An 18,353-nucleotide genomic window follows, 5' to 3' on the forward strand; every position below is an offset into this window, starting at 1 on the left:
CAAACTTCTTGACACTACCCCATATCCATCTATTCGAACCAAAATTCCTGCACTTTTGCAGGATTTTCGCCAAAGCAATCTGCCGGGAGACGGGGGCGCTGAAGGCGGGGCATACCGACAGACCGGAGACGTTTGACAGAAGACGGGGCGCACCGACGGACCGGAGACGATTAGACGAAAGAACGAGGCGCGCCGACCAACCGGTGACGATTAGACGGAAGACGGGGCGCGCCGACCAACCGGTGACGATTAGACGGAAGACGGGGCATACCGACCAACCGGTGACGATTTGACGGAAGGCGGGGCATACCGACCAACCGGAGACGATTAGACGGAAGAACGAGGCGCGCCGACCAACCGGTGACGATTAGACGGAAGACGAGGCATACCGACCAACCGGTGACGATTAGACGGAAGACGGGGCGCGCCGACAATCTCAAAAAAAAATCCCCCGCACCGGCGGGGAGATACCTTTACGCTTTCAGTCTGGACATTTTCATTCGGCACCGCATATACTCGTTAATCTTCACATCGAGTTTCCGGCTAATTTCAATGACGAGCTCAGAATGAAATGAAGCTTCCTGCTGACAGGTCAGTTCCATCTGTTTGCGCAAAACATAAATTTCGTCTTCCAGAATTCGCATGTACGGGGATAACTTCATCGCTTTGTATGGGTCCGGTTCTTCCCAAAAATCCATTACGTTCTTTACGTTGAAACCGTAATCCGCAACAGCCATTGCCACCCCTCCTTGTGTGAATTCCTTGCATACGACGCGTTCATGTTTTACCGCATTGTCGATCGCCGTCACAATCGTACAAGCCTGGACGATGCCGATTGCTTTATTATACCAGAAAACGGACATCCATTACCAGTATGCGCGATCACTCAGTTAAAATGTTACTAAAGAGGCATCGGTTCACTCACATCGAAATGTTACCGAAGGGATGTGTTTTGAAACTGAGCATGAAAACACGACGTGAAGTGATCCATACCTTTGCTGATCAATACAAGAGAGCGAAATCGCGAAATGAGAAATCTGCAATCCTTGACAACGCCGTGAAGGTGCTGGGTTGCCATCGAAAGCATGCTATCCGCGCTCTCACGAACCCTTCTGCGCTGACGCCAGCGAAATCGAAACGTAATCGGCCATTAGCTTACCAGGAGGCGATGCCCGTCATACAACGCGTTTGGGAAGCGCTGGATTATCCTTGTGCCGAGCGACTGCATCCTGTTCTGCTCGATACAGCCCGGAATCTTGCCCGGCACGGTCACCTGCACCTTACCGACCTTATCATATCGCAGTTGCAAAAGATCAGCCGCCCGACATTGGCGCGCAAGTTATCCACACTTCGTTGTCCAAAAGTCAGACCAACTGTCAACAAGCGAAAGCCGCTCGCCGAACTCCGTTCACAAGTGCCTATGATCGCCTACGATTGGGATGAAACGCGTCCGGGCGCGCTGGAAATCGATTTGGTCGAACACAACGGCGGATCGTCGCTCGGCCACTTCGCCTATACGCTGACTGTGACCGACGTGGTCTCCGGCTACACCCGCAGACGCGCGCTGCTCGGCAAATCCCAACTTGCCGTGCTTCGTGAGCTCAAGTACATCATCGCGGAGTGGCCCATGCAGCCTTGGGGGATCCACAGTGACAACGGCCAAGAGTTTTTAAACGCCCATTTGAAAACCTTCTGCGCTTCGAACAACATTCGTTTCACGCGCAGCCGCCCTTATCGCAAAAACGACAATGCTCACGTGGAGCAGAAAAACGGCTTTCTCGTCCGCCAGCTGGTCGGCTACGAACGCTATGACCGCCCGGAACAGGTGGAGTGGCTCAACTCCCTCTATGCTCTGCATGATCGGTACTTCAATTGCTGCTTGCCCACTCGCAAGCTGATCGGCAAGGAGCGTCGCGGGGCTCGTGTAAAGAAAACATTCGACACGGCCAAAACACCCGTTGCGCGGTTAATCGAAACCAACGTGCTACCACCAGAACAAACCCAACGGTTACAGGCGTATCAGACTTCCCAAGATCCGCTTGCATTACACCATCAGTTGGAAGCGATGCTTTCCCGACCCGTGACGTCTGCTTCCGCTGCGCAACCAGTGGAGGCTGTGTAACAGCCTCCACTGGGTAACAAAATTACGTGAGTGAACCATTATCCTTCGGTAACATTTTTATATGAGTTGACACGGTATGGACATCCGGAAAATGACAACTCGTCAAGCTCCTGCCGTTTTCAGCCGGTGCACAAATGCTCCGATCCGCTCGATCGCCTCCGTCAGCTGCGGCACGGATGTCGCATAGGAGCAGCGCAGATGCCCTTCTCCGCCAAGCCCGAACACATTGCCCGGCACGGCTGCCACCTTCGCCTCCTCCAGAAGCTGACGGGCGAATTCCTCCGACGACAAGCCTGTCGACCGAATGGACGGGAATGCGTAAAACGCCCCTTCCGGCTCATGACACGACAAGCCGATCTCGCGAAATCCTTTGACAACGAGCCGCCGCCTTTGGTTATACGATTCGACCATCCGGTCTTTCTCCTCCAGGCCGTTCGTCAACGCTTCGAGCGCGGCGATCTGGCCCATTATAGGCGCGCACATTACCGTGTATTGATGAATTTTGAGCATGGCGCCGATCAGCTCCGGATGGCCGCAAGCGTATCCCATACGCCAGCCTGTCATCGCAAACGCCTTGGAAAAACCGCTCACCAGAATCGTCCGGTCCTTCATTCCCGGCAGCGAAGCGAAGCTGACATGGTTGGCGCCGTAAGTCAGTTCGGCATATATTTCGTCCGATATGACGATCAGGTCGTTTTCCTCCACGACTTTAGCAACCGGCAGCCAGTCCTCGTATGTCATAATCCCGCCGGTCGGATTGCTAGGATAACAGAGAATAAGCACTTTCGACGCCGGCGTAATCGCAGCCTGCAGCGCATCGGCCCGCAGCTTGAAGTTGTCCTCGGCGAACGTCTCGATGCCGACGGGAATGCCGCCTCCGAGCGTGGCGATCGGCGAATACGATATATAGCAGGGCTCCGGAATCAAAATTTCATCCCCTGGCGAAATAAGCGCCCTTAGCGCCAGATCGATCGCCTCGCTTCCACCCACGGTCACCAAAATTTCGTTCGACGGCTCGTAGGCGACTGCAAACCGCTCATACAAATACGTGGCGATCGCTTCCCGCAGTTCCGGCATTCCGGCATTCGACGTATACTGGGTTTTCCCCGCTTCCAACGCCGCCACGCAGGCGTCTCTCACATGCCAGGGCGTGACGAAATCCGGCTCTCCGACACCGAGTGTAATAATATCTTTGCGGCCGCTGACCAAATCGAAAAATCGGCGGATGCCCGACGGTTTGATCTGTTTCGCCTGGCTGGACAAATAATCGCGCATGGAACGGCGAGGCATCGTTTGTTTTTCATCCTCTTTAATCATCGAGACCATCCCTTTACGGCGAAATCAGCAGACGTTGATCGCCTTCGCATTCTTCGAAGATGATGCCGTCCTGCTTATATTTTTCAGGATAAAAAATGTTTTGGTCGAAAGTACCGAATCGATCGGAGACAGCTTGTTGGAAACGAACGAAGCGACCTCCTTCAGCGTTTTGCCTTCCACCTCTACGAGCAAATCGTAAGCACCGGACATCAAATAGACCGATTTGACTTCGGGATACAAATAAATCCGTTCCGCAATGCCCTCGAATCCCCGGCCCCGCTCCGGCGTAATTTGCACTTCGATCAGCGCCGTCACTTTCTCGTCATTCACTTTGCTCCAGTTGACGACCGTGGCGTATTTGACGATGACGTGGTCCTTCTCCATCTCCGCAATCGCCCGCTTCACTTCCTCTTCTTCTTCGCCCAACATCGTAGCGATCAGATCCGCGCCGCGCCGTGCGTCCTCCTTGAGCAGTTCCAGTATCTTCAATTTCAGTTCGCTCATCGCCAATACTCCTTCCTGCAAGCTGCAAATTATATAAAAATTATATTACAACGAATCCAAGCATCCTGCAAAGCAAAAAGAATGTGACCTTGTTCGGATATGCCCGTTCGAACGGTTGCCGCCGCTCGTTCGCCGCGGATCGTCCGGGCTCGTCCGAACGCAAAATAAGCCTTCGGCAATGCCGAAAGGCTTGAGCGGACAGCCCGCGCTCAGGGAAGATGGACCGTCTTGATATGGTCGAAATGCAAAATACGGATTTTCCGTCGGCAGAGGCAAGCTCGACGATTTGACCGTCTATTTGCTTCAAAATACCGATTTTGTTCGGGTTCTCTCCCAGATCGAGAATGACGAATTTGCCGATCAATTTGCGCAGTTGCTGATCGAACGTACGGGCCAGCGTCACAGGCGAAGGCTTGAGCGGAAATTGTTCGGGCGCCAGCGTATAAGGTGTAACCTGGGAATCATAGGGAATCAAATATTTGAGTTGGTGGAGCGGGATGACGATGCTGTGGTGGACCGGCGAGTAAAAGACGAAAAAGTCGTTCATAATGCTCGTAATGTAACCGTGCACGGATTGATTGCCGGTAATATTAATTTCCGCAAACATCCCTTTCGCACTCATCAGTATTTTCCGGTACGATACGGACTCATAGAACTGCTCAAACGGTTGTTCCGGCGTATCGCTATAGTCAAGCCGCGACTCACTGGCACGCATTTGCTGCAGATGGCGAAGCGGAACGTACAGAAACCGGTGACCGTTGTGCATGACGACAATGTCTTGTCCCCAATCCACCAGCTTGCCGCGAATCGCCTTCGTCTTTCCTGAAATTTCTATCTCAACCTCGCGGTTCAGAAGTTCAATGATTTTCAATGGATATCCTCCTTTTCCGATACGGCGTGCTTCGGACGGATCATAGGGTACGAATTGTAATATATCTATATGTATCCCTGAGAGAATTGGTACTTGATAGATCACCATTTCCTAATGAAATGATGTTTTAGCCTGGACCAGATGCTAGATTCGAAACATAGCTTATATTAACCTTCCAAAGAAAAGGAGGTGGAAAGATGGCAACAGAAAAAAGTCGAGTCATTCCGACGGCGACCGTAAGAGAGGTTCTCGCGGTTCTCGTGGTTTTCACGGTTTTCCCGATTTTCATGGTTTTCCCGAATTTCACGGATTTCCCGTTTTTCCCATATTTCCTTTATTTCCCGGTTCTCATGATGGCTCTCACGGTTCCCATGGCTCTCACGGTTCCCACGGCTCTCACGGTTCCCATGGCTCTCACGGCTCTCACGGCTCTCATGGCTCTCATGGCTCTCACGGTTCCCATGGCTCTCACGGCTCTCATGACTCTCACGGCTCTCACGGCTCTCACGGCTCTTGGGGCGATCGCTCGCAAGGCAAGAAACACGACCTCAAGAACAAAAAAAGGAACAAAAGAAAGAAAAGCAAAAAACATTCACGCCGCAAACTTTGGAAATGAACAATTGGCCCGGTTGTGACATTCGCGTTCCCGCCTGAATAAGGTAAAGTAGCATGAAAGCCTATCGTGTACCGATAGGCTTTTACTTTTGCTCAAGGGGATGGTCTTATGTCCACGATGGAAGGCCTTCCGGTGCGCAGCATTCACATCGAATACGCACGAGACCGCGAACTGCGAATGGAAGCGCGGAGCAGGCGGTTCGTACCGGTCAAACTGGTAATCGACGGACGTTCCTCCAATGCGCAGCTGGGGATCAGAGGGGGGCATACGCGCAACTATCCGAAAAATCGTATGAGCTCCGTTTGCCGGACGGCGAGATTTTGCACTGGAACGCGGAGACGGACGATCCTTCCATGATGCGAAACGCCCTGTCGTTTCAATTTTTTACGATGATCGGAGTTCCCGCACCCCGCACCAAACATTTTTGGCTGGAATGGAACGGCGAACCGCAAGGGGTCTATTTGGAGATCGAATCGGTAAACCGGAATTTTTTTAAGCGGCGGAAAATCTCCTATAAATCGCTGATATACGGGACGAACGACAACGCCAATTTCTCGCTGATCGATCCGGAGACGAAACGCCGCAAGGCGTCGCTTATCGACGGCTACGAATGGATTCGGGGCGGGGATATATCGAAAAAAGACTGGGGCGGTTCGTCGGCCGGATTAACCGGTTGAAGGGCAACATGCTGCGGCAATGTTTGATCCGGAATCTCGATATCCGCCAATATTTGCATTGGCTGGCCGGAGCCGTGCTGACAGGCAATTACGACGGCTTCGACCAAAATTATGCGCTATACGAGCATCCGCCGACCGGTCGGTACCGCATCATTCCGTGGGATTACGAAGGCACTTGGGGACGCAATTGCTACGGCAGGCCATGCGGCAGCGACCTGGTGCCGATACAGGGCTATAACAAGCTGACCGAAAAGGTTCTTGCCTTCTCCTCCTGCCGGCAGGCTTACCGCAAAATACTGGTCAAGCTGCTGCGCAAGCCTTTTACCGTCGAAGACCTCGGTCCGGTCATCGACCGGATGCATAACCATATCGCCGCCGCCATCTATCACGACCGTACGCGCAAACACGATTATCGTACATTTATGAGAGAAAAAGAATTTATACGGCAATATATTCACGAACGCCGGCAAGTGGTAAAGCGGGAATTGGCCGGTTGGAAGGATTGACGGACGGACCGGCCTATCGTCCGCTGCGTTCGGCCGCCCGTCCGTTTCCCATTTCCCTCTATTCTTCGTTATACCAGCCGGTGCTCAAATAGCGTTCGCCCGTATCGGGCGCGATGCAGAGCACCCGTCTTCCTTCACCGAGACGGGCCGCGATTTGCAGAGCCGCCCATACCGAAGCGCCCGAGGAAGGCCCCAGAAGCAGCCCTTCCTGCCGGGCAAGCGCACGCATCGTCCGAAGCGCATCGTCATCTTCCACCTGAATGATCTCATCGTATACCGACGTATTGAGAATCGGCGGGACGAAACCCGGACTTGTCCCCACCAGCTTATGGGGACCGGGCTTCCCTCCCGAAAGAACCGGCGAACCTTTCGGTTCCACGACGGCGATATGCAAATCCGGAAGACGCTCTTTGAGCGCTTCTCCCGTTCCGGTCACCGTTCCTCCGGTGCCCGACGTTGCGACGAACGCGTCCAGCTTTCCTCCCGTTTGCGCGACAATTTCCACCGCCGTCGTCGTCCGGTGAATGGCGGGATTCGCCTCATTCTCGAACTGGTTCGGCATGAAGCTGCCCGCAATGGCGTCGCGCAGCTCCTGCGCCTTGCGAATCGCGCCGGGCATCCGCTGCTTCGCCGGCGTCAGCACAACCTCCGCGCCGTAAGCCTTCAGCAGACTGATCCGCTCCGCGCTCATATTGTCAGGCATGACCAGAATAAGCCGGTAACCTTTGGCGGCCGCATTCATCGCCAGGCCGATGCCGGTATTGCCGCTTGTCGGCTCGATCAGCGTGCCGCCCGGCTTGATCAGCCCCTGCCGTTCGGCCGCGGCAATCAGCGAGAAGGCGGCGCGGTCTTTGACGCTCCCGCTCGGATTGAATTTCTCCAGCTTCACCAGTACTTCGGCGCTTCGGGGCGGCACGATCCGGTTCAACCGGACGGCCGGCGTATCCCCGATCAATTCGGTAACATTATTGACAACTCGCGGCATATAGGTTCCTCCAAAGTCCCATGTTATGTTCTCGTTTGCTGAGGCGCTGCCAGAATCGGCCTGATGAACCACCAGCCGGCGATCGGCATGGCCCCGACGGCAAGCAGCAGCATCGCGATCGCCAGCGGCGAGTCGTCCCGCGGGACGACAGCCATATAAGCGAGCAGCCCGACCGACCGTCCGGCGGTGAGCATCAGCTCGCGCATGACGATAAATTCCACCCGCTGCCGGGCGCTCTCTTCCGTACGGCCGATCAGATCGAACACCGTCGAGGTCATCGGGATCGTATAAAGCGGCATAAAAAGCGACGTTCCGATGCCGAATACAAGCAGTGCGGTATAGTTGAAGCCAAAAAACAATACGGTGATGACCGCCGATATCATGATCACGCCGATGAGCATGATCAGCTTGCGGTTTCGCACGGAAAGCAGCTTGCCGGTCACCCAGAAAGCTCCCAAAGCGACGAGCGACGTAATGAGCGAAAAATTGCCTACCATTTTCTCGCTGCGGGTTACGACGTAAACCATCAAACCGACGAGAAACATAAAAACGCCTTCCCGCACGCCCTGCAGCGCGATCGCGGGAGCGACCCGCCGCCAGGGATTGCCCCGTTCCTTCAGCTGCCGGATCGTATGGAGCCAGTCGTATCGTTCGCCGAACTTCCGTTTGCGAAGCCAGAAGCTGAGGATGACGGCTGCCCCGTAGATGATCAGCGAAATCGTAAATATAATCCGATATCCGCCCAAACCTTGGCGCGACGTAATGACGATGCCCGATATCCAGGGGGCCAATATGCCGGCGGCCGACCCGAGAAAGCCGGCCCAGCCGTTGAACTTGTCGCGGTTATCCGGTTCGGTGATTTCGAAATAGACGACGTTGTAGGCCAGCCAGAACAAACCGGCGGCTACGCCGTTTAAAACGCCGAGCGCGATCATGTAGGCTTTGGCCTGCTCGCCAAGCATCAGCACCGCAAAATAAAAGCCTCCCGACAGCGCGACGCCGAGACGGAGGCCGTTCATTTTATTATGCTCTTTGATCCACTTGCCGGCCAGCCAAAACGTCAAGCCGCTGGTGACATACTGTGTCAGCGTATACCAGCCTAGCAGCGCATAAGATTGACTCGTCTTCCAAAGAAATACCGGAACGAAAGTCCCGGACAGCGCGCCGGCCGCGCCGAAAAAGCCTTGTACTGCCAGCAGCAGCGCAGCTTGAGCGTCCAGCGTTCCGGCAGGCCGTCCGGACGATCTTTCCCGGCTGTGCGCGATCTCGCCCAAGCGCTGAAACCAAGCCAGCAACCGGGACTGAACCGCATGTTTACCCTGCTGCAACTTCCATCACTCCCGCCTTTGGAATCCTTATGTAAGGTGCCCAAAAGCGGTATAAGACATGCCCGGCACGGGCTCGTTGGATATTATTAGCCGTTATCGGCTGCCGCTTCGGCTTCGCGCCGGAGCGGTGCGAGAAAACGGTCGCGGTCCTGCGGCGCGATCCGCTGCACGGTCTGGAAGCAGGAGGGACAGACATACCAGACGACACCGAACGGAGCCTCGAGCAGCGGCTGTCCGAGCGACTTCGGCACGGCCGGCCGAAAACCGGCTTCCCCGATCGTCTGCATGCCGGCTTCCAGCATATATTCCCGGCATGACGGACATTCCGGCACTTCCTCCTGACCGTCCAGCACCCGTTCGACCGTTTCTTCAACCGCCAGCCACTCACGGTCGGTGTGCCGGAAACCGTCGGCGTTGTCCGCCCAGCCGGTATCGTCGCCGGCTTCTCCTTCAACGTCCCAATCGGAATCGCCGTCATCCGGACGGTCGAGACCGATTTGCACCGTACGGTACCCGGTCAGTTCATTGTCGCAATACGGACACCTTTCCTCGGGTCCGAGTTCCTCGTCCCAGACGATTTCCGTCTGACACCAAGGACATATCGTTGTTTGTTCCATATATCCCGTCTCCTTTTATTCCATGACATAGATGATGCCGAGAACGATAAACAGTATGGCCACCGCAAGCAGCGACCCCCACAAATATTTCATCCCCGATGCCCCTTTATTTTTTGATCATGCTAGGAAACCGATGCTCCGATGACGTAGGAAAGCGAGACGGAAATCAGCATCGCAAGCAGTCCGACCGCCCGATTGTCCTTGATCATCTCCTCATCGATCCGGAATACCGGCGTTAAAAATTCGAACAAAAAATAGGCGGCAAGCAGCAGAAGGAATCCGAATCCGGCATATACCATGCTCTGGTAGACGGAATCGCCGGATTCGATCGAGAATCGGAAAATGTTGCATATGCCGAATATTTTCCCGCCGGTGGCCATGGCGACCGACAAATTGCCGTTTTTGATTTCCTTCCAGCAGTTGTACTTGGTCACCATCTCGAAGCAGGCGAGAAATACGATCAAAGCGATAACCGCTACGGAAACGTACGCGAGCGTCGCGATATACGGGTTGTCGAGCAATTGATCGACTTGCTGTTCCATCCGGCGGCACCTCCGTTATTTCAATTCGGCGACCGTTACGCCGGCTCCGCCTTCGCCGTACTGGCCGAGCCGAAAGCTTTTCACATGTTTGTGCTTGCGCAAAAACTCCTGAATGCCCGAGCGCAGTATGCCCGTGCCTTTGCCGTGTATAATGTAGACTTGGCCCATGCCGGCCAGAAACGATTCGTCCAGAAAGCGGTCGACCTCGAGCAGAGCCTCTTCAAGATTCGAACCGCGCAAATCCAGTTCCATCGAAGCGCGGTCGTCGCGCGTCCGTTTCAAGCTCGCTGCCGCTGTCGGCTGTTGCGTTTTGTTGACGGCCGCCTGCCGCTTGACAAGCTCCAGATCCGACAGTTGCACTTTCATTTTCAAAATGCCGAGCTGCACCAACGCTTCCTCGCCGGATAGCTCGACCACATGCCCCCGCTGGTTGAGGCTGTAGACCATCACTTCGTCGCCCGGCTCGATCCGCTGCGGCTTCGCGTTCGGAGCCGGCCGCTTCCGGCCGGCCGGCTCCGGTTCGGCCTGATCGAGCCGGCGTTTGGCCTCGATCAGCTTATGCTCCTTCACCGAAGCGCCTTCCTCCAGAGCGAGCTTGCGCAAATCGCTGATGATCTGCTCCGCTTCGCGTTTCGCCTTGGCCACCAGCTGCCGCGCCTCATCCCGCGCCTTCTGCAGCAGCTTCTCGCGCTGTTCCTCAAGCTTCGCCCGCTCGGCCTCAAGGCTTGCGCGGAGCGCTTCATTCTCCCGTCTGAGCGCTTCGGCGGTTTGCCGTTCGGCCTCGGCGCCGAGACGATTCTCCTCCAGCGACGCGATCATGTTGTTGACCAGCTGATCTTCGTCGCTTACCTCTCCGCGCGCATGTTCGATAATGGAGCGGGGAAGGCCGAGCCGCTCGGCGATCGCGAACGCATTGCTTCGCCCGGGCACGCCGACGAGCAGCCGATAGGTCGGACTCAGCGTTTGCACGTCGAATTCCATGCTGGCGTTAATAATCCCTTTGCGATTGTAGGCGTACGCCTTCAGCTCGCTGTAGTGGGTTGTCGCCACAATCCGGCTGCCCTGCCGGTGAATATGTTCGAGAATGGCGATGGCCAGCGCCGACCCTTCTGCCGGATCGGTGCCCGCCCCCAGCTCGTCGAGCAGCACGAGGCTCTTCGGCGTCATCGCCTTCAAAATCCGGATAATATTCGTCAGATGGCTGGAGAACGTGCTGAGATTTTGCTCGATGCTTTGTTCGTCCCCGATATCGGCGTATATGGCGTCGAAAACGCACAGCTGGCTGCCGTCCTCCGCCGGTACGAACAAGCCGGACATCGCCATGATGCTCAGCAAACCGATCGTTTTGAGCGTTACCGTTTTCCGCCCGTATTCGGTCCGGTTATGATGATCGCCGTATAATCGTTGCCCAGCTCGACATCGACCGGCACGACCTGTTCGGACGGGATAAGCGGGTGACGGGCGCGGCGCAGCTTCAAAAACCCCCTGTCGTTCATGCGGGGCTGCGTTGCCCGCATCTCATGGGCGAGACGAGCCTTCGCGTAAGCGAAATCGAGCTTGCCGAGCAGATCCAGATTCAATTCCAGATCTTTGGCGGCTTCCGCGGCGAGAGCGGTCAGCCTCTGCAATATTTTTTCGATTTCGCGGGCTTCGGACGCTTTCAGCTCGCGAAGCCTGTTGTTCATCGCCACGACCGCTTCCGGCTCGATGAACAGCGTCGCCCCCGATCCCGATTGATCGTGAACGATGCCGCCAAAATGGGACCGGTATTCCTGCTTGACCGGGATGACGTACCGATCGCCGCGCAGCGTAATGATCGCATCCTGCAGCATTTTCTGAACGGAGGCGGAGCGGATCATCTGTTCCAGCTTTTCCCTGATCCGGCTTTCGCCATTCCGCAGCTCCCGCCGGATTGCGGCCAGCTCCGGACTTGCCGAATCCATCACGTCTCCCTGCTCGTCAATGCAGGCGAATATCGCATCCTCCAGCTCCTTGTTCTCGGCGATCATTTCGGCAATCCCTTGCATAAGCGGAAGCGGATCGTCTTCATGAATTTGGCCGATATGACGCTTTACCCGCCGGCCGCCTCTTGCCGTCAGCGCAATGTCCAGCAGCTCATGCGCGCTGAGCGTTCCGCCGATTACCGCACGGCGCAGCGCGGGCCGAATGTTGGCGATGCCGGCGAACGGCGCGGCGCCTTTCAGCCGGTCGGCCTTGTACGCTTCGTCCGTCATCTGAAGCCTCGTTTTCACTTCCTCCAGATCCGGACTCGGGACCGTCCGCTCCGCTTCGACTTGTCCAAGCGGCGTAGCGGCATGCTGAACCAATTTATGAATAATTTTCGGATATTCGAGCGTATGCAGAATTTTGTCGTCCAATCGCGGCACAACTCCTCTCGTTCTCCATTATAGCCGAAATGAATGGTTCCATGCTACGCGTTCGCGCAAGGCGCGCCGCATCTTTAACGGATATAACGGATCATTCCATACATGATTCCAGCTGATCTGGAAACAATAAATTTCGGGTAAACCATTTCGTTAAGGAGGATGCGATATGAACTTTCTGGGACATGTTGTCCGTTTTGTCGTGGCCGCAATCGTGCTCATGATCGTCGGATTTATTGTTCCCCAGTTTCAAGTAGGCGGATTCTGGAGCGCGCTTTTTCTCGCGCTTGTCATCGCCGTGCTGGGTTGGATCATAGAAGGGATCTTCGGCAAAAAAGTTACGCCGTTCGGCCGCGGCATCGTCGGTTTTCTTACCAGCGCAGCCGTCATCTGGATCGCCCAATTTATCGTTGGCGGCGTCCGGGTTTCGATACTGGGCGCGCTGCTTGCCGCTTTGGTCATCGGCATTATCGACCTGTTCATTCCGATCAGTTCGCCGTTCACGGCGGGCAAGAAGCGGGCCGATTAATCGCAAACGCGCAAACATAAAGCCTCTGCCGGGCCGATTGCGGATAACGGCGGAGGTTTTGTTTTGCAGTTTTGTTTTGCAGTTTTTGTCACCTGATGTTCAACAATTGTTCATGCGCCGTTCAACGGTTTGTCACCGCATAATTTTGGATTTCAGGATACAATAGGAAGACATCGGGTATAGTTCCCCGAACAATAGGTTTGTGGAAAGGGGTTCGAGACGGATGAAAAAAACGTACGGGCTGCTTGCTCTGATCGTCGTTCTTTCTTTCGCGCTTGCAGCTTGCGGCGGTTCAACAAAAGAAGAAACGCCGGCCGGAGAAGGCGGCGATACGGGCGGAGCGGCAACCGGTCAAGAAATCGTGATCAAAGCGTCCAACTGGCAGTTCGATCAGTCCGAGTACCGCGTTCCGAAAGGCCAGCCTTTTACGCTTAAGCTCGAATCGACGGAAGGCGTGCATGGCATTGAGGTGGCGAATACCGACATCAAGCTCGGCAACGGCGAATCGAAAACCTATACGCTCGATAATGCCGGCGATTACGAGCTGTCCTGCAACGTTCCTTGCGGTGTCGGCCATGCGAAAATGAAAGCGAAGCTGGTCGTCGAATAAAAATCAAACTCCGGCCCCCGAACACGGAAGTTTTCCGTTCGGGGGCCGATTATTTGGCGAAGCGGATATGATGTTCCCGCTAACTCTTTTCGATCAGTTCGATCCATTCGTTGTATTCCGTTTGCAGCTTGGCGTATTCCTGCTCCAGTTTTTCATGCTCTTCATGGAGCTTCTGGAGCGATTGCCGGATCGCCTCGGCGCGCTTTTCGGCTTCGTCCCGCTCGGCTTCGAGCTGACGAGCCCGCTCCGCGAGACGTTCGGTCTGCGCCGACGCCGCCGCCGCTTCCTCCATATACCGCTTCAGTTCGCTGCGCGCGCTCTTCTCCTGAATCGCAAGCTCCCGGTGCAGCTCGGCATATTCCTCGGATTCCCGCACCGCCTCGGCGGCGCGCTTCTTCTCCGCCTCCAGCAAGCCGGCCAGTTCCTTTTCCTTGGCAGCTGCCTGTTCAAGCTGCCGCTGCATCGCTTCCAGCTGACGAGCCTGATCGTTAAGCCGTTGCCGCTGCTCCGACGCTTGCCGTCTGGCCGCTTCCGCTTCCGCGCGGCCGTTCTCAAGCTCACGTTCGCGGGCGTCAAGCAGCTCGGCCAGCCGGTCTTTCTCCGAGCGCATTCGCTGCAGCTCCTCTTCGGCCCGATTCAGCCGGTTATCGCGTTCCCTCAGCTCGTCCTCCAGATTGGAGGCGGTCGAACGCAGCGTCTCTTCCTGCTCCATCGTCTGCATAAGCGCTTCTTCCGTCGCATGGAGCCGCTCGGTCCACTCCGCTTTCTCCTTTTCCCACTCGGAACGGACCGCCTGCAATTCGCCTTGCAGCCGTTCCCGTTCTTCGTGAAGCAGCTTTTTGCGGCGTTCAAGCTCCGCACGGTAGGATTGTTCGAGCTGCGCCTTGTCGGACTTCCACAGCTGCTCGCGTGCGGCCTCTTCCTCCCGCCGGCGCTGCTCCGCCGCCTCCTGTTCGGCCTGCCATGCGCGTTCGCGCTCGTCCCATTTGGCCTGCCATTCGGCCTCGAGCTCCCGGACAGCCGTTTCCCGTTCTTTCTTGCCGGCGGTAATCGCCGCCGCCCGCTCCTCTTCCGCTTTCCGCAGCGCCTCCCGCAGCGCGGCGGTATCCGCTTCGAACCGCTCCTTCAACCGAATCCGTTCGGCAGCCGCCTCTTTTCGCGCCTTGTCCTTAACCGACTCCAGCTCGCTGCGGAAATTGTCGCGCTCCTTCCGAAGCGCCGCTTCCGCCTCCGACCGGAGCCGTCTCTCCTCGTCTGCCTTCCGCTGAAGGGCGTCCGCCTGCGCCGCAAGCTGCCGCTCGAACTCGGCTTGCCGCGCCGCCGCCGCTTCCTCGGCTTCCCGCCTGGCCGCTTCCAATTCTTCGAGCCGGCGGCTTCGCTCCTCTTCGAGCTGACCGGCCCAAGCCGTCCGTTCCGCCTCCAGCTGCTCCTCGGCTTCCATTCGTCCGAGCAGCGCCTGATCGAGCTGCTCCTGAAGCGATGCCGAAAGCTCGGCCAGCCGCCGCTCGTAGCCCGCTTTCTGCTCTTCGAGCGCGCCGGCGGCCGCATCCCGCTCCGCTTTCAGCTGTTCTTCATGCGACGCCTTGAGCCGCTCGAGCGTCTTCTCCATCTCCGCCTTCTGCCGCTCGAGCGCCGCTTCGCGATCGGCGGCCAGTCTCGCCAGCGCCGCTTCGTGTTCGGCATGCCGCTTCGTCAGCGTCTCCTTGTGCTCGGCGTTTCGCCTTGCCAGCTCGGTCTCGTACTTCCGCCGCGCTTCCTCGAGCGCACGGGCCGATTCGGCTTTCAGCCGCTCTTCCGTTTCCCGCGCTTCCTTGCGCAGACGCGCCGTCTCCTCCTGCGCCTTCATCTGCTGTCCGGTCAATTCCTCGCGCAGCGTCGCGATCGCCAGCTTCGCCTGCTCCAGCTCCTCCGACAGCCGCTTCCGCTTCGCCTCTTCTTCGCGCAGACGTTCGTTTTCCTCCTGCAGGCGGGATACGTCCTCCGCCATATGCACCGCCGCCAGCACGGCGAGACGCGGCAGGTCGAGCCGGGGATAGCCTTTGGCCAGCTTATGCATGTTTTCATCGACCAAAGCGGCGATCCGCCGAATATAATCGGCGCTGGAATGCCCCGTCAGCTTATATTGGTTTCCGTATATATCAACCGTTACACGTATCCGATCGGTATCCTTCAAGGCGGTATCCTCCCATTATCCACTGTTCGCGTCTCTAAGCTGTGTAAAAAGCCACATCGCAGTTCCTTACCGGAACTAATTCGATGTGGCTTGAACCCTTTCCTGCCTATTTGCGCAATTCGGCGCTAAAAGATTGTTCCAATTTTTTAACAACGGCGGCATGGCGCTCCGCCACTTCCTCATCGGTCAGCGTACGTTCGGGATGACGGTATACGAGCGCCAGCGCGACGCTCTTCTTGCCTTCGCCGAGCTTCTCGCCGGTATAGACGTCGAACAGCCGCACCGACTCCAGCAAATCGCCCCCCGCTTCGCGCACGGCGGCCGTCAGCCGGGCCGTCTCCACGCCGCGGTCGACGACGACGGCCAGATCCCGTTCGCTTGCCGGGTAACGCGGAAGCTGACGGTATCGGATGTTGAAATCGGCCCGTTCATATACCGGCTCCAGATCGATCTCCAGCACGTACGTATCGGCAAGGCCGTATTCGCTCTGCAGCGACGGATGAAGCTGCCCGACGTATCCGATCGGCTCGGCGCCCCTTTCCGTCCGCAGCCGGATTGCGGCCGTGCGTCCGGGATGGAAATGCTCCGGCGCAGCCGCCTCGTATTCGACGTCTTCCGCAAGGCCGACCGAAGCGAAGACCGATTCCAGCACGCCCTTCGCATCGTAGAAATCGAAAGGCTCCGCCGTCCGGTTCCATCCCGCTTGCCGGCGGTTGCCGGTCAGCAGTACGGCGAGCCGGTGCTTCTCTTTCGGCTGGCGGGTCAATTCCTCTTCTTGCGTATGGAAGACGCTGCCGATTTCGAACAACGCCAGATCGTTCGTTTTGCGGTTCCGGTTGTAAACCGCAATGTCGAGCAATTGGGGCAGCAGCGACGTGCGCAGCACGCTGCGCTCCTCGCTCATCGGCATCGCCAGCCGGATCGGCCGGCTTGCGTCCGTCAATTGCGGGAACAGCGCCGCGCCCGCGGGGCTCGTAAACGAATAGCTGACAGCCTCGTGCAGACCGGCGTCGGCCAGCAGCCGGCGCAGCCCGCGGCGGATCGCCTGCGGTTTCGTCAACCCGCCCGGCGTCGTCCGGCCTTCGATCGCCGTTGTCGGAATATTGTCGTAGCCGTAAAGCCGGGCCACTTCCTCGATCAGATCCACATCGCGCACGATGTCTCCGCGCCGGGAAGGAGGCGTCACGCGGAACACTCCGTCATCGCCCACCTCGCTTTCGAACTGCAGCCGCCCGAATATCGTCTGCACTTCCATCTTCGACAGCCCGGTGCCGAGATAACGGTTGATTTTATCCAGCGTAACGATAATTTCACGCGCCTCGCCAGGCGCTGTCTTGTCCTGGACGACGCCTTCGGCGACAAGACCCTGAGCCAGCTCGGCGATCAGCGAAGCGGCCCGGTCGAGCGCGGGCAGCACGCGTTCGGGGTCGACCTCTTTCTCGAAGCGGAGGCTCGATTCGGAGCGGAGGCCGAGCTGCCGGGACGTGCGGCGGACCGCGCCGCCGTCGAAGCGGGCCGACTCCAGCAGCAGGTTGACCGTATTGCCGGTCACTTCGCTGTCTGCGCCGCCCATAATGCCGGCCAGCGCGACCGGCTTCGCCGCGTCGGCGATGACGAGCATATGCGGTTCGAGCTTGCGCTTCTGCCCGTCAAGCGTCGTCAGCTCTTCCCCTTCCCGGGCCAGACGCACTTCGATGCGCCCGCCTTCCAGCTTGTCGGCGTCGAAGGCATGCAGCGGCTGTCCGTATTCCAGCATCACGTAGTTCGTCACATCGACGACGTTGTTGATCGGCCGGATGCCTGCCGCCATCAGGCGCGACTGCAGCCAGAGCGGCGACGGGCCGATCGCCACCCCTTTGATATAGCGCGCCGCATAATGCGAGCACTGCTCCTTCGCTTCGATCCGGACCTGAAAATGCCGGTCCGCCCGCTCGGCGGCATGGTGGACCGCATTATCCGGCAGCTTCACCGGCCGTCCCGTCAACGCGCCGACCTCGTAGGCGACGCCGAGCATGCTGAGGCAGTCCGAACGGTTCGGTGTCAGATCGAGCTCCAGCACGTTGTCGTTCAGCGCCAGCAGCTCTACGATCGGCTTGCCGACAGGCGCCGATTCCGGCAACACGAGAATGCCTTCCTGCTGTTCCTTCGGCAGCAGCTTGTCGTTCAGGCCGAGCTCCCTGGCCGAGCAGATCATCCCTTGCGACTCCACGCCGCGCAGCTTGGCCCGCTTGATCTTGAGGCCGCCCGGTAGCACGGCTCCGACCAGCGCGACCGGCACTTTCTGTCCGGCGTCCACATTTTTCGCGCCGCACACAATTTGCAGCCGTTCACCGGTGCCGGCGTCCACGACGCATACGCTCAGCTTGTCGGCGTCCGGATGCTTCTCGCGGCTTATGACATATCCGACGACGACGCCGTCGACGCCCTGATTCCGATTTTCGATTCCGTCAACCTCAATGCCGCCGCGCGTCAGCATTTCGGCCAGTACCTCGGCCTTAATTCCTTCCAAATCGATATATTCTTTCAGCCAATGGCAGGATACTTTCATTGTTCTTGTCCGCACCTTCCTTTC

The 18,353-nt window shown here is 57.4% G+C and carries 14 protein-coding genes and 3 pseudogenes; 6 read left to right on the plus strand and 11 right to left on the minus strand.

From position 1 onward, the window contains the following. Positions 1 to 293, plus strand: a 293-nt coding sequence (locus PACILC2_RS21580) for a hypothetical protein (RefSeq protein ID WP_213530778.1), incomplete at its 5' end; no start/stop codon positions are given. A 180-nt stretch (positions 294 to 473) separates the two neighbouring features. Here PACILC2_RS21580 and PACILC2_RS29565 read toward each other — a convergent pair. Continuing rightward, positions 474 to 809 (minus strand): aspartyl-phosphate phosphatase Spo0E family protein, encoded by a 336-nt coding sequence (locus PACILC2_RS29565; protein ID WP_372447200.1) that lies wholly within the window; start codon positions 807 to 809, stop codon positions 474 to 476. Between the two features lie 143 nt (positions 810 to 952). On the opposite strand from PACILC2_RS29565, the gene PACILC2_RS21590 reads away from it, so the two are divergent. Next, a complete protein-coding gene (locus PACILC2_RS21590) occupies positions 953 to 2,122 on the plus strand; it encodes a DDE-type integrase/transposase/recombinase (RefSeq protein WP_244863717.1) in 1,170 nt (389 codons plus the stop codon). Between the two features lie 102 nt (positions 2,123 to 2,224). Here the strand turns inward: PACILC2_RS21590 and PACILC2_RS21595 are convergent, their stop codons facing one another. The 3 genes and pseudogenes from PACILC2_RS21595 to PACILC2_RS21605 all read right to left on the minus strand — a co-directional run bounded on the left by PACILC2_RS21595 (position 2,225) and on the right by PACILC2_RS21605 (position 4,814). Then, positions 2,225 to 3,439 carry an aminotransferase class I/II-fold pyridoxal phosphate-dependent enzyme gene (locus PACILC2_RS21595; protein ID WP_213530780.1) on the minus strand — a complete coding sequence of 405 codons (1,215 nt, stop codon included), beginning with the start codon at positions 3,437 to 3,439 and terminating at the stop codon, positions 2,225 to 2,227. Positions 3,440 to 3,452: 13 nt separating this feature from the next. Continuing rightward, positions 3,453 to 3,943: pseudogene (locus PACILC2_RS21600) on the minus strand (Lrp/AsnC family transcriptional regulator). A gap of 40 nt (positions 3,944 to 3,983) precedes the next feature. After that, positions 3,984 to 4,814, minus strand: coding sequence for a YwrJ family protein (locus PACILC2_RS21605; protein WP_244863718.1), 831 nt, complete (start codon positions 4,812 to 4,814; stop codon positions 3,984 to 3,986). A gap of 197 nt (positions 4,815 to 5,011) precedes the next feature. Here PACILC2_RS21605 and PACILC2_RS21610 point away from each other — a divergent pair, with 197 nt between their 5' ends. Both PACILC2_RS21610 and PACILC2_RS29925 read left to right on the plus strand, forming a co-directional pair. Beyond that, positions 5,012 to 5,449, plus strand: a complete 438-nt coding sequence (locus PACILC2_RS21610) for a hypothetical protein (RefSeq protein ID WP_213530782.1) — start codon at positions 5,012 to 5,014, stop codon at positions 5,447 to 5,449. 34 nt (positions 5,450 to 5,483) lie between these two features. Then, positions 5,484 to 6,613: pseudogene (locus tag PACILC2_RS29925) on the plus strand (CotH kinase family protein). Positions 6,614 to 6,671: 58 nt separating this feature from the next. On the opposite strand, the gene cysK reads toward PACILC2_RS29925, so the two are convergent. The 5 genes and pseudogenes from cysK to PACILC2_RS21640 all read right to left on the minus strand — a co-directional run bounded on the left by cysK (position 6,672) and on the right by PACILC2_RS21640 (position 12,463). Next, positions 6,672 to 7,598: a cysteine synthase A gene (cysK, locus tag PACILC2_RS21620; RefSeq protein ID WP_213530784.1), complete on the minus strand. Its 927-nt coding sequence runs from the start codon at positions 7,596 to 7,598 to the stop codon at positions 6,672 to 6,674. A 23-nt stretch (positions 7,599 to 7,621) separates the two neighbouring features. Then, positions 7,622 to 8,926 carry an MFS transporter gene (locus PACILC2_RS21625; RefSeq protein WP_244863719.1) on the minus strand — a complete coding sequence of 435 codons (1,305 nt, stop codon included), beginning with the start codon at positions 8,924 to 8,926 and terminating at the stop codon, positions 7,622 to 7,624. Between the two features lie 86 nt (positions 8,927 to 9,012). Then, complete coding sequence (locus PACILC2_RS21630; RefSeq protein WP_062494856.1) at positions 9,013 to 9,543, minus strand: hypothetical protein; 531 nt, start codon at positions 9,541 to 9,543, stop codon at positions 9,013 to 9,015. 122 nt (positions 9,544 to 9,665) lie between these two features. After that, on the minus strand, positions 9,666 to 10,085 hold the full coding sequence (locus PACILC2_RS21635; RefSeq protein ID WP_213530786.1) for a DUF350 domain-containing protein: 420 nt from the start codon (positions 10,083 to 10,085) through the stop codon (positions 9,666 to 9,668). Positions 10,086 to 10,100: 15 nt separating this feature from the next. Then, a pseudogene (locus PACILC2_RS21640) lies at positions 10,101 to 12,463 on the minus strand (endonuclease MutS2). Between the two features lie 175 nt (positions 12,464 to 12,638). Between PACILC2_RS21640 and PACILC2_RS21645 the strand changes: the two are divergent. Both PACILC2_RS21645 and PACILC2_RS21650 read left to right on the plus strand, forming a co-directional pair. Continuing rightward, complete coding sequence (locus PACILC2_RS21645) at positions 12,639 to 12,998, plus strand: phage holin family protein (protein ID WP_062494862.1); 360 nt, start codon at positions 12,639 to 12,641, stop codon at positions 12,996 to 12,998. 223 nt (positions 12,999 to 13,221) lie between these two features. After that, a complete protein-coding gene (locus PACILC2_RS21650) occupies positions 13,222 to 13,608 on the plus strand; it encodes a cupredoxin domain-containing protein (protein WP_062494864.1) in 387 nt (128 codons plus the stop codon). 79 nt (positions 13,609 to 13,687) lie between these two features. On the opposite strand, the gene PACILC2_RS21655 is transcribed toward PACILC2_RS21650, so the two are convergent. Then, positions 13,688 to 15,781, minus strand: a complete 2,094-nt coding sequence (locus tag PACILC2_RS21655) for a hypothetical protein (protein ID WP_213530788.1) — start codon at positions 15,779 to 15,781, stop codon at positions 13,688 to 13,690. A gap of 106 nt (positions 15,782 to 15,887) precedes the next feature. Next, complete coding sequence (gene pheT / locus PACILC2_RS21660) at positions 15,888 to 18,329, minus strand: phenylalanine--tRNA ligase subunit beta (protein WP_213530790.1); 2,442 nt, start codon at positions 18,327 to 18,329, stop codon at positions 15,888 to 15,890. Positions 18,330 to 18,353: the final 24 nt, after the last annotated feature.

This window comes from Paenibacillus cisolokensis (assembly GCF_018403665.1).
GTDB classification, from domain to species: Bacteria; Bacillota; Bacilli; order Paenibacillales; family Paenibacillaceae; genus Paenibacillus_AH; species Paenibacillus_AH cisolokensis.